The following is a 14,615-nucleotide window of genomic DNA, read 5'->3' as shown; positions in this document are numbered from 1 at the left end:
CCGGCGACGAACGGGTGCCTGACATCGGCGTTGAGCGATTGACAAAGTTTGGATTCCAAACTTAACCTGCGCGGGACACGGACGTGGCCGGCGTGGGCGGCGAGCGTCCCGGTCGTACCCCCCACCGAAGCACCCGTCCCGGCAAGGAGCGACATGACCGGTATTCGCGGCACCCTACGACGAACACGATGGCGGATCGGCGCGGCGGCCGGTGTGGTCACCGCCCTGGCCACCGGCTTCGCCCTGGCGGCGACCGGCACCGCGCAGGCCGCCGCCGGCTGCCAGGTGACCTATGCCGTCGGCGGCCAGTGGCAGGGCGGCTTCAGCGCCAACGTCACCGTCAAGAACCTCGGCGACGCGATCAACGGCTGGCGACTGACCTGGGCCTTCCCCTCCGGCCAGCAGGTCACCCAGGCGTGGAACGCCACCGTCACCACCTCGGGCGCGAACGTCACCGCCACCGACGTCGGCTACAACGCCGCCCTCCCCACCAACGGCACCGCCTCCTTCGGCTTCAACGGCTCCTGGTCCGGCACCAACACCGCGCCGACGGCGTTCGCGCTCAACGGAGTGGCCTGCACCGGGGCCACCACCCCGCCGACCACCCCGCCCCCGACCACGCCACCGCCCACCACCCCGCCGCCGGCCACCGACGCGATGACCGCCGTCGCGGCGATGCAGCCCGGCTGGAACCTGGGCAACTCCCTCGACGCGGTCGGCCCGGACGAGACCGCCTGGGGCAACCCCAGGATCACCCCGGAGCTGCTGGACAACGTCCGCGCCCAGGGCTTCAGGAGCATCCGCATCCCGGTCACCTGGAGCGCGCACACCGGCGGCGCGCCGAACCACACCATCGCCGCCGCGTACCTGAACCGGGTGAAGGAGGTGGTGGACTGGGCGCTCGCCGACGGCTTCTACGTGATGGTCAACATCCATCACGACTCCTGGCAGTGGATCAACACCATGCCCACCGACCGGGCCAACGTGCTGAACAGGTACAACGCGCTCTGGACGCAGCTCGCGACCACGTTCCGCGGCTCCTCGCCGAAGCTGGTCTTCGAGAGCGTCAACGAGCCGCAGTTCACCGGCAGCTCCGGTGACGCCCAGAACGCCACCCTGCTGAACGAGCTGAACACCTCGTTCCACCGCATCGTCCGGGCCTCCGGCGGCAACAACGCCAACCGGCTGCTGGTGCTGCCCACCCTGCACACCTCGTCCGAGCAGGCCCGCCTCGACGAGCTGCGCAGCACGTTCACCGCGCTGAACGACCCGTACCTGATCGCCACCGTGCACTTCTACGGGTACTGGCCGTTCAGCGTGAACGTCGCGGGTGGCACCCGGTTCGACGCCACCGTGCAGAAGGACCTGACCGACTCCTTCGACCGGGTGCACGACACCTTCGTCGCCCGGGGCATCCCGGTGATCATCGGCGAGTACGGCCTGCTCGGCTTCGACCGGCACACCGGCACCATCCAGCAGGGCGAGAAGCTCAAGTTCTTCGAGTTCCTCGGCCACTACGCCCGGAGCAAGCGGCTGACCACCATGCTCTGGGACAACGGTCAGCACTTCCACCGGACCGGCTTCACCTGGCAGGACCCGGAGCTGTTCGGGCAGATCAAGTCGAGTTGGACCACCCGCTCCGGCACCGCGTCGGCCGACCAGGTGTTCAGCGCCCGGTCGAGCGCGATCACCGCCAAGAGCCTGACCCTGAACCTGAACGGCACCTCGTTCGTCGGGCTCCGGCAGGGCTCCACCGACCTGTTGCGGGGCACCGACTACACGGTCAGCGGCGACCAGCTCACCCTCACCGCCGCCGCGCTCACCCGATTGCACGGCAGCCGGGCGTACGGAGTGAACGCGACCCTGCACGCCCGCTTCTCGGCCGGGGTCCCGTGGCGGATCGACGTGGTCACCTACGACCGGCCGGTGCTCGCCAGCGCCACCGGTACGACGGGCGCGTTCGCCCTGCCCACCCAGTTCCGGGGCGACCAGCTCGCCACGATGGAGGCGAAGTACGCCGACGGCAGCAACGCCGGTCCGCACAACTGGACGTCGTACAAGGAGTTCGACGTCACCTTCGCCCCCGACTACGCCGGGAACCGGATCGTCCTGAAGCCGGAGTTCTTCGCCGAGGTGAACGACGGCGCCCCGGTGACGCTCACCTTCCACTTCTGGAGCGGGGAGCGGGTCACCTACCGGGTCACGAAGTCCGGTGGCACCGTCACCGGCACCGCCGGCTGACCCGGAACACGGAACGCGGGGCGACGGTGGTCCGGTCGGGTAATCCATCCGGCCGGACCACCGTCGCGTTGCTCAACCGGTCAGCACCGGTTGATCGTGGAGTTGGACAGGGTCACGTTGCTGATGGTCAGGTTGTCGGCGCAGGGGTTCTCGGTGATCCGGCTGTTGACCAGGGTGAAGTTCCGCAGGGTGATGTCCCGGTTGCCGGGGAACTCGGTGCGCTCGGCGAGCCGGATCTCGCCGCCGCCGCTGATCGTGCCGCCGTTCGCCGCGATGTTCACGCCGTAGCAGTTCTCGATCAGGATCGCGTTGTTGCCGGTGTTGGCGATGTCCACCCGGTCGATGGTCGCGCCGCCGGACTCGGAGACGCAGAAGACGCCCCGGCCGCCGCCCCGCGCCCGGACCGTGCCGACCCGGATGTTGGTGGGGTAGCTGCTGCCGACCCGGCCGTTGCGGTTGGCCATCCGGAACGCGGCGTACCCGGTGCCGGCGCCGGCGTTCTCCGCGTCCACGGTGGTGATCGTGGCGTTGATGGTCTGGTTGAGCAGCAGGCCGGACTCGCCGACGTTGCGGGCGGTGACGGTGCCGACGGTCAGGCCGTCCACGCCGTACGTCTCCACCGCGTGCGATCCGGCACCGGAGACGAAGACGTTGTCGATGCGGATGTTCCGGCTCCACTGGCTGGTGTCGCCCCGGTTGTCGATGCGGACGCCCAGCCCACCGGAGAGCCGCATGTCGATCTGGCCGAGGACCACGTCGGTGACGTTGCGCATGAAGATCCCGTACAACGGGGCACCGGTGACGGTGAGGTGCTGCACCTCGACCTGGGTGGTGCCACGGGAGTAGATCGGCGCCTGGTCGCCGGAGCCCGAGCCGGTGACGTTGATGGTGCCGCAGACGTCGATCGCGGTGTAACTGGGCAGCGAGATCCGCGACCCGGCGCTGATCGACCCGGAGCCCCGCACGACCACCCGCTGCTTGCTGGTGCGGCCGGCGCTGAGGCTGTTGACCGCGGCCTGGACGGCGGCGCGCATGTCGCTGCCGGTGTAGACGGTGCTGCTGCCGTTGCGGGCGGTCCAGGTGCTGCCGCTGAGCACCGCCTCGGCCTGGAACGAGCCACTGCCACAGCCGGTGCCGGATCCCAGCGTGACCAGTTGCCACTGCTGGTTCCACCCGCCCAGGTCGTCGAACTGGGAGATCATCCCACCGTCGGCGGTGGACCATTCCCAGACGTCCAGGGCCTTGCCCGAGTGCCGGTTGACGAACCGCACGTACCCGCTGTCGGAGTCGGCCAGCCGGAAGTGCTGCCGGTTGTTGCCGCTGGCCGCCGGGTTCTGCACCAACTGGACGCCGTTCTCGGCATTGGGCACCTCGAGCACCTTGCCGCTGTGCACCGACCGGATCTGGTAGTAGCCGCTGCCGACGTCGACGAAGCGCCACTGCTGGACGGCGAGGTCGTTGCGGGCGTACTGGTTGACCGGCGCGCCGTCGGCGGTGGACCAGTCGTAGAGGTCCATGGCCTTGCCGCTGTGCCGGTTGACGAAGACGTACGTGGCTCCGGTGTCGACGGTCGCCGCCGAGGCGGCGGGTGCGATGACCATCGCCTCGACACCGATGAGGGCGAGGGCGGCCGTGGCCGCCAGGGTGAGCCGCCAGCGCCGTGGACGCCGGGGTGTGGTGGTTGGTGCCATGAAGGCTCCTCGGTGGGGGTGGTGGCGGGTGGGCTCCCCGGACGCGCCAGCGGGTCCGGCAAGCGCTTTCCCATTGCCACAAATTTATCTTTTCCGATTAATAGGGTCAAGAAGCCGAATCCGCCCGCCGGTCCGCCACCCCGCGAAGCGGTGGCCCGGTCGGTCCGCGTCGACCGGGCCACCGCGTGGCAGGTCAGCTCAGCAGGAACGTGGTGCGGTCACCGGCCGCCGGTCCGACCGTCAACGTCCCCTGCTCGTGTCGCAGGTGGGCACCGCTGTCCCCGGCCAGTTGCAGCGCGACGCCGCCGTCAGCGCGCGGCACCCGCCGGAAGCTCGCCCGGCCGGCGGGGTCGCTGCCGCCCGGCACCGGCTCGATCCGTACCGCACCGTCGGTGACGCGAACGTAGTGGTCCGGGAAGTTCACCGACCGGAGGGACTCGGTGCCGCTCCCGGCGAGACCGGGGACGAACCGGAACTGCGAGTCGGCCAGCTCCCGGACGTCGGCGTCGACCCGGACCACGAACCCGTGGTGGCGGACGAACGACCGGCGGGCGTCGGCGGGGGAGAGCCGGAGGATCGGCCCGCCCGTGCCGACCGGCACCCCGAACAGCGGGGTGCCGTCCGGGTGCCAGTACAACCGCTGGACCCGGGTGTGCCGGTTGGGGTCGTAGAGCGGGTCGCCGGTGATGTCGCGGTAGTCCCGGGCGTGGTAGACGAGCACGTCGGTCACGCCGTCCTCGGCGACGGTGAAGGAGTTGTGCCCCGGACCGTACCGGTGGGTCCGCTCGTTGGTGACGAAGACCGGGTCCGGGGTCTTCACCCACGACCGGTGGTCGAGCAGGTTCGCGTTGGCGTCGGCGGTCAGCAGGCCCATGCAGTACCGGGCGTCCGTCGCGCTCGCCGAGAAGGTCAGGAACACCCGACCGTTGCGGACGAGCACCGCCGCGCCCTCGTTGACCGCGAAGCCCTGGCGCTCCCAGCTCCGGGTGGGGGTGGCGATCCGCACCGGTCGGGTCCGGATCGACCAGGGGGTGTCCATCTCCGCGATGTACAGGCTGGAGTTCACCGCGATCTCCGGCTCGCTCTGCGCCCACACCAGGTAACGGCGGCCCTGGTGCGCGAAGGTCGTGGCGTCCAGCGAGAAGCTGTCCCACTCGGTGGTGAGCTGGCCGCGCAGTCGCCAGCCGGCCGGGTCCCTCGGGTCGGCCAGGCCGGACTCCAGCACGTACATCCGGATCCGGAAGACGTCGTCGGAGTCACCGGCGGCGAAGTAGACGTACCACCTCCCGTCGATCCGGTGCAGCTCCGGGGCCCAGATGTGTCCGCCCATCCGTCCGCTGGCCGGTCGCCGCCAGATCACCGTCTCGGCGGCGGTGGCGAGGCCGGCGAGGGTGGTCGCGCCGCGCACCACGATCCGGTCGTACTCCGGGACCGACCCGGTGAAGTAGTACGTCCCGTTCACCGGCCGGGTGACGAAGGGGTCGGCCCGCCGCTCGATCAGTGGATCGACGGTGGTGACGCCGTAGATCTCCTCGTCCGACCGGAGGACACCCGGCCCCGGCCGGCCGTACGCGGCGGAGCCGAGCCCGCCGGCCAGGCCGGTGGCGGCCACACCGAGTCCACCGCGCAGCAGGGTCCGTCGACTCAGGTCATACCTCATCGTGTCTCCTCAACGGGTCGGGATGCGTAGGAACGTCACGGAGTTCGGCGCGAACGTGCGGGTGAAGGCGGAGGCCACCGCGACGGTCGAGGTGACCGGCTGGATCGGCTCGGCGGATCGGGTGTTCTGCTCGCCGGGGTCGCCGCTGATCACGGTCATCCGGGCCTTCCGCCCGACCCGCAGGCCGCCCAGGTCGATCCGGGTCACCGCGGCCCGGTCCTGGGCGTTGACCACCTTGACGATCAGTTCGCCGGTGGCGTCGTCGCGGGTGACGACCTGGGCGAACGGGCGGGTCACCCGGTCGTCGGTGAAGCTGCCCCACTCCCGGCCGTCCAGGAAGAGCGTCACCCGGGTGCCGCGCACCTGGACCCGGACGTCGTACGTGGTGCCGGTGGCGACCGTGTTCGGCTTGGCGAGCAGGGTCTCCTTGGCACCGTTGGTGGCCTTCTCCACCGCGCCCTGGGTGTTGTTCCACCCGCCGAGGTTCCACCAGTAGAACGTGCCGGAGTCCTTGACGCCGAAGGCGATCAGGAAACCCTCCGCGCCGGCGTTCTTGGTCGCCTTCAGGGTCAGGTCGTAGTCGCTCGCGGTGATGGTCGCCGCGCCGACGAGGGTGTCCTGGGCGGCGACGTCGGACTGCACGTACGCGCCGTCGACCACCTGCCAGCGACCCCGTTGGGCCAGCGGGGTCCACCGGTCCGCCCCGGCCGAGAAGTCGTCGTGGAACAGCACGGTGCCGTCGGGCGTGGTCACCGTGACGTCGTCGTACGTCGCGGACGTGGCCCAGGTCGACAGGCCGATCGATCCGGTGATCGGCTTCGGCGTGTCCTCCGGCCCGGTCGCCCGGCTCGGCACCGTCCGGTCGCCGACGTTGGTCATGAACAGCTTCTGGACCTGGTAGCTGGTCGAGCCCCACGACTCGTCGTTGTCGAACCAGATCAGGTCCGGCTTCCACTGGACGTTGTCGACGTTGGCCAGCAGCGGCGCGTACGACGCCATCCGGACCACGTCGGCGTTGCGCTCCAGGCCGGTCAGGTACGCCGCCTCGGCGAGGGAGTTGAACAGCTTGTTGTCCAGGGACGCGTACTCGCCCAGGAAGACCTTCGGGCCGTTGCGGTCGTAGCCGTCGTACCGGTCGTTGTGCTGGAGGAACCACGTCGGGCTGTTGTAGTAGTGCTCGTCGACCATCGCCACTCCGGCTGCCCGGTTGAGCTGCCAGAGCCGGTCGAAGGTGGCGCCCTGGTCGTCCGGCCCGGAGTTGCTGACCACCGTGATCTCCGGGTGTTCGGCCTCGATCGCGGCCCGGAACCTCGCAAAGTTGGCGAAGAACTCCTCCGGCAGGTTCTCCTCGTTGCCGACGCCGATGTGGGTGAGGCCGAACGGTGCCGGGTGACCCATCCGGGCCCGTAGCCCGCCCCAGGTCGAGGTGGTCGGACCGTTAGCGAACTCGATCAGGTCCAGGGTGTCCTGGATGTGTCGTTGCCGCAGCGCCTCGTCGTCCGTGGCGCGGTTCTGCCCGCAACCGGTCACCATGGCCGGCACCACCGGCAGCGGCATGGCGCCGATGTCCTCGGCGAACTGGAAGTACTCGTAGTAGCCCAGCCCGTAGGACTGGTGGTAGCCCCAGAAGTTGGCGTTGGCGGCCCGGGTCTCCACCGGGCCCACGGTGTCCTTCCACTGGTACGACCGGGCCCGCTGCCAGTCGGAGGCGGCGTCGTAGCCCTGCATGCTGCCGGTGTTCACCAGGCAGCCGCCGGGGAAGCGGACGAAGCCGGGCTCCAGGGCGGCGATCTTCTCGGCCAGGTCGCGCCGCAGGCCGTTGGGGCGGCCCCGGAAGGTGTCCCGGGGAAAGAGCGAGACCATGTCCAGCCGCAGCGTGCCGGTGCCGCTGGCGCGGACCGAGAGACGACCGGCGTCACTGGTGCCGGTGGCGGTCAGTGTGCCGGTGTACTTCCGCCAGGTGTCACCCCGGACGGTGAGGGTGATCGGCCGGGCGAGCGGGCGTCCGGCCGCGTCGTGCGCGGTGACGTGCAGCGGGGTGCCGGCGGCCGAGGTGGTCCGGGCCCAGACCGAGAAGTCGTACCGTTCGCCGGCGGCCAGGGGCACGCCGGTGGTGTGTCCGGCGTTGGTGACGCCGTACCGCCCGGCGCCGGAGTTGGTGAGGTCGAGGCGGAGGTGGGTGCGGTTGCGCTCGTGCAGCCGGGCGTCGTCGTCGACGGTGGACGCGGTGCCGGTTCCGCCGTTCTCCGCTCCGGGTGTCCAGCCGGTCAGGCCGGTGTAGGAGCGGTTGTCCACCGGCAGGAACTCGAAGGAGCGGTTCCGGACCAGTTCGGCGTAGAGACCACCGTCGGCGGCGAGGTTGATGTCCTCGAAGAACACCCCGTACATGGTGTCGCTGATCGGGGTGCCGGGGGCGGCCGGATCGACCGTGACGGTGTACTCCGGTTCGGGTGCCGGATCCCTGGCCAGCCCGGGGGCGGCCGAGGTGACGAGGGCGGCCACCAGCACGGCGGTCGCCATGCCGAGGACGGGACGTGGTCGGACCATGGAGGATGCCTCTCGGGGTGGCCGTGGACGCGCCGGATCGCCGGGCGCGGCCCGAGCCCGGGACGGGATGGACGACCAAATATGTTAGCGCTAACATCTGCGAGTATTGCCCGGCGTGCGAGGCCTGGTCAATAGACGAGCGATGATATTTGTTCGCGACGGGGTTCTGTTCGCCTGGTCCGCCCCGCCGGTTCGCGCCACCGCCCTGGCTTCTCGTTCGGTGGAGGGCGGCGCCGTCGGATGCGAACATGTGAGCGCGCCCAAGGGGGAGACCCGGCGGCTGGCTCCGGACCGGTGCGGTGGGTCCGGCGGCGGCGGAAAACCCGTTGCTCCGTGCTTCGCCGGTGACGACGGTGGGGGTACGTCACCGCATCTGTTGGCCGTCACCGCCGCGACCGGTGCCGTTCGTCGACGCCGCCGTCGGCGCGGAGGAACTGGTGCACGTCACCGGCGGGCGGGGCCTGAACACGGCCACCCGCGCCGACCTGGCCGAGGCGGCCGCCGTCGCGCTGGTCGACCCCGGCCACCGGGGACGCACCTACGAGCTGACCGGGCCGCTGTGGACGTATCCGCAGCTGGCCCGGTCGCTCGGCGTGCCGGCACGGGCCGGTGAGGTCGCGGGGCCGATGGGGTGGCTCCACGGACTGGCCCGTGCCGGCATGCGGGAGACCCGGACCGGGGACCTGCGCGCGCTGCTGGGACGCGAACCGGCCGGTGTCGAGACCGCCGCAGGCCGCCCGGTCGGGGGGACCGACCGGGGGTCAGTCCACCAGCGTGACCTGACCGTTGTCCAGGTCGTACCGGGCGCCGACCACCTTCAGCGCGCCCGCGTGTACCCGCTCGGCGATGATCGGACTGCGTGCGGTCAGCGCCTGGACCTGGGCGCGGACGTTGGCGCGGACGCCGTTGTCGACCTCGTCCCCGGGCTGCCCGAGCACCGGCTCCACCACCGGCCGCAGGCTCTCGACGATGGTGCCGATGTGGCCGGGGGCGGACCCGCCGGTGCGGATGGCGTCGATGGTGGCGGTGATCGCCCCGCACCGCTCGTGGCCGAGCACGACGATCAGCGGGCTGTGGAACTCCTCCACGGCGAACTCGATGCTGCCCAGCAGCAGGTCGTCGACGATGTTCCCGGCCACCCGGTTGTCGAACAGGTCGCCCAGACCCTGGTCGAACAGCACCTCGGGGGCGACCCGGGAGTCGGCGCAGCCGAGGGTGATCGCGAACGGGTGCTGACCGGCGGCCAGTCGACGCAGGTCGGCCAGGCTCTGGTGCGGGTGCCGGCTGTGCCCGGTGGTGAACCGGTGGTTGCCGTGGCGCAGCCGGCGCCACGCCTCGGCCGGGGTGACGACGGGCGGCTGGCTCGGGGCGGCCGTCGCCGGCCGGGAGGCGGCGAGGCCGAGCGCGACGGCGGTGGCCCCGCCGGTGGCGAGCAGCGACCGACGGGACACGAAGTTACGTTTCACGATGATCTCCTGAGGTAAGGCACTCGCCTGCTTTCTACCACCGGCTGGAGATCCACTGTGTCCTTTTTCCGACCGGACCCGTTGCGTCACAACGGCGCGTCGGGACCCCGGACGGCGGCGCGCCCGATACGAACGGACGTCCGGTTCACCCGCGTGTGCCACGTCGGCTCCCACGGTGTCCGGAGCCGGGCCGGGCCGCCGACCGGTTTCCGACCTACCCCGGCTTGTCGGTGGCGGCAGCCGCACCGGAACGGGGCCGGGCCAGCTCGGCCGTTCGGGACAGCTGGACGGCCCGCCGGCTCAGCGACTCCACCCGGCTAACCAGCTCGTCCAGGTGGGCGTCGTCCCCGTTCCGCGCCGACGTCACCGTGTCGAGCAGGTCGGCGTAGTCGGTGACCAGTGTCGGGTAGTCGCGGACGAAGGACTTGTGGTCGGCGTTGCCGGCGATGGCGGTCGGTTTCATCCGGGCGTACCGCTGGTCGAGGTCGATGATCTGCTGGGCCAGGACGGCGGTGTCCGCGCTCAACGCGCTGCGGCGGTCGGCATGCGCGTCCCGCAGGTGCCGGCGGTCGGCGGTGAGCCGGCCGGCCCGCAGACCCGTCGCGTAGACCAGCGCCGAGCCGGCGAGCACGGCCAGCACGGCCGCCGCCGCGACCAGGTAGCGGGGCAGGGACGGGCTGATCGTCCGGGTGCCGTCGGGCACGGTGCCCGCCTTCACCAGCCGGTCGTAGTTGACCGTGACCACCTTGAACGCCTCCAACGGGCGGTCGACGAAGCCGTCGATGCCGTTGCTGATGGTCATCTCCGCCACGAAGGCCCGGCCGAAGTTCTCGTCGTCCCGGTCGGGCAGCAGCGCGCACCCGTAGGTGTCGTACTCGTCGTCGTCGCGGCTGAGCACCAGCACCACCGTGCCGTCGGCGGCCCGCTTGACGTCCTGGCAGCCTTCCCGCAGGTCCGCTCCGGGCTCCAGCAGCAGCACGACCAGCCGGCGGTTGCCGATGACCCGTTCCGCCGCCGCCTCGTCCAGGTCGACGCCGGGGGCCACGTAGACCGAGGAGTTGCGCACCTCACGGGCGATCGGACCGTCGACGATCCCGCCGGTCCACAGCGCCCAGCCGGCCAGCACCAGGCACGCCAGCACGCCCAGCCCGAACGGACTGCCGAGGAACCGCGCCGCGCGGGCGGGAAGCGGCTCCCGTGTCCCCTCCGGGATCTTCCGCGCCGGGTTCGTCGGCTCCGGAGCCTGCTGACCCGGGTCCGTCCGCTCGGTGCCGCGTCGCTTCCGCTTCCGCGTCCGGGTCTGCTTCGGGTCGGTCACGACAGCCTCCCGCGCAGGTAGAACGTCGGCCGGTAACCGGCGATGCCCATGGTGCGGGCGGTGTCGTCCAGTTCGGCCTCGGCGTCGCTGAGCAGTTCCCGGACGTGTTTGTCGGGCAGTCCCTCGTCCAGCGCGGCCCGGGCCGCCTGGAGCTTCGTCACGCCCCGGGTCAGCCCGGGGTCGCTGCGCCGGTCGGTCAGCAGGGACACCTCCATGGCCAGCGCGGTCAGCCCGGCCAGTCGCGCCGTCGTACCCGGTCCGCGTACCGCGCCGGTCCGGCCGACACCGCGCCACAGCGAGCGCGCCGACAGGGCGAGGAACCCCACGACGCAGCCGGCGAAGATCCAGGGCAGCACCGGCAGGGCCACCCGCAGCGGGTCCACCGGCTGGTACGGCAACGGCCGGTCGAACAACCCCGCGTACCGCACGTCGGTCACCCGGGCCAGGTAGGCGTTGAGCACGTTGTCCTGCGGGTACTCGTAGCGGCTGAGCCGGTCGCCGAACTGGCCGTAGAAGCTCGCTGCGGTCACCTCGGCGAACTCCTCGCCGTGGGGACCGTGGTATTCGACCCAGGCGCCGTAGAGCACCACGATCGGCCGGTCCGGGAAGACCCGGGCCAGCGCGGGACCGTACCGGGGGACGGGTTCGCCCTGCGGTTGCCGGGGCAGCGCCACGTACACCGCGTCGCCGTCCGGGAACGCGCTGGCCGCCGTCTTGGCCGGCACGGCGGTCAGCGTCGCGCCGTCCGCCACGTGCCGCCCGGTGGCGCGCAGGTCGGCGGTGACCGTGGCGAGTTCGGTCGCGCTCGGGTCACGCCACCGCAGCCCGTCGCGGTCCGGCGGGCTCGGTTCCTTCCCGAGTGCGGCGATCAGCGTCACCAGCAGGTCGGTCACGTCCCCGGTGGCGAACTGGGTCCGCCAGCCGGGCAGCGTGTCGGCGTCGGCCTGGTAGATGCCCCCGCTGACCTGGAGGCCCAGCACCCGGACGGTGGCGTCCTCCACATCCCGGACCCGCTCCCGTTCGGCCTCGTCGAGGCCGGGCGGGGCGACGAGGATGCGGACGTCCCGCCCGCCGATCGCCTCGCGGACCCGTTGCTCGTCCCAGGACGCCACGGACCCGGGCAGGCGCACCACCGGCGCGGCGGCGACCATGGCGTCCATCTCGGCCACCGACGGCACGGTCGTGTCGGTCAACTCCCCGGCCGACCCCTCCGGCACGGCGGCCGAGGCGGGGGAGCGGCCGTAGCTGACGTCGATGCTCTGCCGCTGGGCGAGCAGGAAAACCAGCAGCACCAGCACGGCCAGCCCGAGGGCCACCCAGCGCGCCGCGTCGAGGCGGCGGCGCAGCGTCCGGTCAGCCATCGTGACCCGCCCGCCACAACCGGTCGGCCTGCGCCGCGTACCGGGTCGCCAGCCGGGCCGCGTCCGCCCCGCCGTGCCCGCCGGCGATGAGCTCGGCCCGGCTCATCAGCTGCTCGGCCTCGGCGACCCGGCGCGGCGCCGCGTCCCGGCTGACCGTCGCGCTGTCGATCGCCGCCCGGGCCGCCGACCAGGCGACCCGCCGGTCCCGCTCCCGTGTGCGCCAGCGGGGCACCAGCGTGGCCGCGGCACCCGCCGCGACCAGCAGCACGCCACCGGTCAGCCAGATCAGCCACATGACCAGTCGACTCCCGGATCAGCTCGCAGGGGAAGGGGGACCCCCGACGAGTGTGGCTGATCGAGGCAAACAGATCCGCGCTGGACGTACCGTCCCGGTCCGGCCACGGTGCGGGACGGGTGGCGTCGTCCCTGACCAGGTTGAACACCTCCTCGTGGGCGTCCGGGCTCCGCTCGACCCGAACAGCTTCCGCGCCTCGCGCGCCTTGCTCTCCCGCCAGTCCGCTGTGCAGACCGTCGCCGACGCGGTAGCGCGGCTGGCCGCCCCGGCGGTCCAGGCAGGGGGACGCTGAACGGTTTCGGCCGGGAACTACTGGCTATCCGGTAAGCCTCGATCAGGTCGGCGTTGCCCCGTTGGGGTCGGGCGCGTGCCCGGACGGGCGCTCTGGTCCGTGTTCTCCTGCATTTCTGATTCCAGATCGGGGCGCTTTCCTTCACGATCTTCGGTGGTGCCTTTGGGGCTCTACCGGACACGCCCGGAATTCGATCAACGGGACACGATGGCGCCGCAGTCGGCGCAGCGTTCCCGATCGGACCAGTCGTTCCGGTCGAGGAGCGCCGGGGTCACCGGCTCCTGGCCGAATCCCTGCCGCAGGGCCATCCGGAACGCCCACAGCGATTCGGCGAAGGGGTGGTACGCGGCGTGGTACTCCGGGCCGGCGAGAGCGGCACCCGCCCGGATCGCGTCCCGGACCGCGATGAGTCGCAGGAACGCGGCCTCACCGGCCGCCACCACCGGCACGGTCGCCGAGACGAGCAACTGCTCGCGGGCGACGTACAGCGCGGCGTCGTGGACCGCCCGGTTGGCTGCGTCGTACCGGCGCTCGGGGGAGAGGTCCGCGCAGGCGACCCGGCGGAGAGCGCCGTGCGTGGCGTCCAGGGCGAGCATGAAGGCGACCCCGCTGGCCAGACCGGGCGGCAGCGGAACCGACGTCGGCAGCACGGACTCGACGCCGGGATGGTCGTCGGCCGAGCCGTCGTGCGTCGCCACGCCCGCCGGTCGACCTGGTGGCGTCGGCTCGGGCGGTGCCATCGGGGACGCGTGTCGCACGAGGGCGGCCAGCGCGCCGCCGGTCGCCAGGGCCTGGTCGCACCGCCGGGCCAACGCGAGGTTCCCCGGTGCCCGGCCGGTCTCCACCTTGCTGAGGTACCCCCGGCTGTAGTTGACCCGCCTCGCCAGGTCGGCCAGGGAGAGATTCGCGGCCTGCCGGTGGCGTCGCAGGCATTCGCCGAGGCTCTCGGGGTGCTCCGCCCCGTCGCGGGGTGGGTCGTTCACCGCCACGGCTGCCGGCCCACGGTCGAGGACGGGCGGACGACGGCCGCCCACCGGGCGGCTGCGGGGCGTCGCATGGCACGACCGTACCAACGACGCCGGTGCACGGCATCGGGCGCACGACACGACCGGGTGCCCGAACGTCCACAGCGGACGCCGGGCACCGGGGTTCGTCACTAGCAGCCGGGCGTGGAGACCTGGTTCGAGACCAGCGAGGAGTGGATGTAACCGGTCGTCGGGCTGTTCACCTTGAACCAGCGGTTGGAGGCGTAGTTGGAGTTGGGCGGGTACACCCACTGGGCGTCGGTGAAGCAGACCATGGTGACCCCGGTGCCGTTGCCGTAGTAGCCGTTCGAGGCGCAGCCGGTGTTCGCACAGGTACGGATGTTCGCGCCGCCGGAGTTGGAGCTGATGTACGGGCCGGCGGCGGACGCGGGCGTCCCCGTCAGCAGGAGGGCTCCGGCGGCGCCGGTCGCCAGGGCGATCCGGGTGAGACGACGGGCGGTGCGGTTCTCGGACACGGGCTTCTCCTTGCCGTCGTGGGGGTTCCGACGCGGGCGTCCACCCGCGTCGCCGGCGCCCGGGGAGCGGGCGTCCGATCTGGTGCTTCCCAGCATTGGCCAGCGCGGATGCCTCAGGAAGGTGTTTCCTGTTGCGTGCCCGGACAGGAGACAGCGCCCGTCATCCGTGCCCGACGCGTGAGCCGGTGCGGGCCCCGGCGAAGAGTCCACCCGCGACGGCGGCCACGCAAAGTTATCCACCGG

11 protein-coding genes are annotated in these 14,615 nt (G+C 71.8%); 1 reads left to right on the top strand and 10 read right to left on the bottom strand.

Annotation, left to right across the window (positions count from 1 at the left end):
* Window positions 1-153: 153 nt before the first annotated feature.
* The gene (locus ACIBJE_RS05145) at window positions 154-2,241 is read left to right on the top strand and encodes a cellulase family glycosylhydrolase (protein WP_396743059.1); all 2,088 of its coding nucleotides are present in this window, start codon (window positions 154-156) and stop codon (window positions 2,239-2,241) included.
* 80 nt (window positions 2,242-2,321) lie between these two features.
* On the opposite strand, the gene ACIBJE_RS05140 is transcribed toward ACIBJE_RS05145, so the two are convergent.
* The 10 genes from ACIBJE_RS05140 to ACIBJE_RS05095 form a co-directional block, all read right to left on the bottom strand.
* Window positions 2,322-3,932, bottom strand: a complete 1,611-nt coding sequence (locus tag ACIBJE_RS05140) for an RICIN domain-containing protein (RefSeq protein ID WP_396743056.1) — start codon at window positions 3,930-3,932, stop codon at window positions 2,322-2,324.
* Window positions 3,933-4,125: 193 nt separating this feature from the next.
* Window positions 4,126-5,592 (bottom strand): family 43 glycosylhydrolase, encoded by a 1,467-nt coding sequence (locus ACIBJE_RS05135; RefSeq protein WP_396743053.1) that lies wholly within the window; start codon window positions 5,590-5,592, stop codon window positions 4,126-4,128.
* A gap of 9 nt (window positions 5,593-5,601) precedes the next feature.
* The gene (locus ACIBJE_RS05130; RefSeq protein WP_396743050.1) at window positions 5,602-8,112 is read right to left on the bottom strand and encodes an alpha-L-arabinofuranosidase C-terminal domain-containing protein; all 2,511 of its coding nucleotides are present in this window, start codon (window positions 8,110-8,112) and stop codon (window positions 5,602-5,604) included.
* 410 nt (window positions 8,113-8,522) lie between these two features.
* On the bottom strand, window positions 8,523-8,666 hold the full coding sequence (locus tag ACIBJE_RS05125; protein ID WP_396743047.1) for a hypothetical protein: 144 nt from the start codon (window positions 8,664-8,666) through the stop codon (window positions 8,523-8,525).
* A 234-nt stretch (window positions 8,667-8,900) separates the two neighbouring features.
* On the bottom strand, window positions 8,901-9,605 hold the full coding sequence (locus ACIBJE_RS05120; RefSeq protein WP_396743044.1) for a carbonic anhydrase: 705 nt from the start codon (window positions 9,603-9,605) through the stop codon (window positions 8,901-8,903).
* Between the two features lie 214 nt (window positions 9,606-9,819).
* Window positions 9,820-10,923, bottom strand: a complete 1,104-nt coding sequence (locus ACIBJE_RS05115) for a hypothetical protein (protein ID WP_396743041.1) — start codon at window positions 10,921-10,923, stop codon at window positions 9,820-9,822.
* Entirely contained in the window at window positions 10,920-12,284 is a 1,365-nt protein-coding gene (locus ACIBJE_RS05110; protein WP_396743038.1) for a hypothetical protein, read from the bottom strand. The genes ACIBJE_RS05115 and ACIBJE_RS05110 overlap by 4 nt, the downstream gene beginning before the upstream one ends.
* Complete coding sequence (locus ACIBJE_RS05105; RefSeq protein ID WP_396743035.1) at window positions 12,277-12,579, bottom strand: DUF6403 family protein; 303 nt, start codon at window positions 12,577-12,579, stop codon at window positions 12,277-12,279. The genes ACIBJE_RS05110 and ACIBJE_RS05105 overlap by 8 nt, the downstream gene beginning before the upstream one ends.
* A 486-nt stretch (window positions 12,580-13,065) precedes the next feature.
* On the bottom strand, window positions 13,066-13,854 hold the full coding sequence (locus ACIBJE_RS05100) for a helix-turn-helix domain-containing protein (RefSeq protein ID WP_396743032.1): 789 nt from the start codon (window positions 13,852-13,854) through the stop codon (window positions 13,066-13,068).
* 173 nt (window positions 13,855-14,027) lie between these two features.
* A complete protein-coding gene (locus tag ACIBJE_RS05095; RefSeq protein ID WP_396743029.1) occupies window positions 14,028-14,372 on the bottom strand; it encodes a hypothetical protein in 345 nt (114 codons plus the stop codon).
* Window positions 14,373-14,615: the final 243 nt, after the last annotated feature.

It is taken from the genome of Micromonospora sp. NPDC050187 (genome assembly GCF_044459745.1).
Taxonomy (GTDB): Bacteria; Actinomycetota; Actinomycetes; order Mycobacteriales; family Micromonosporaceae; genus Micromonospora.
The sequence above is the reverse complement of the archived record's forward strand: the minus strand, read 5'-3'. Positions and strand labels throughout refer to the sequence as shown.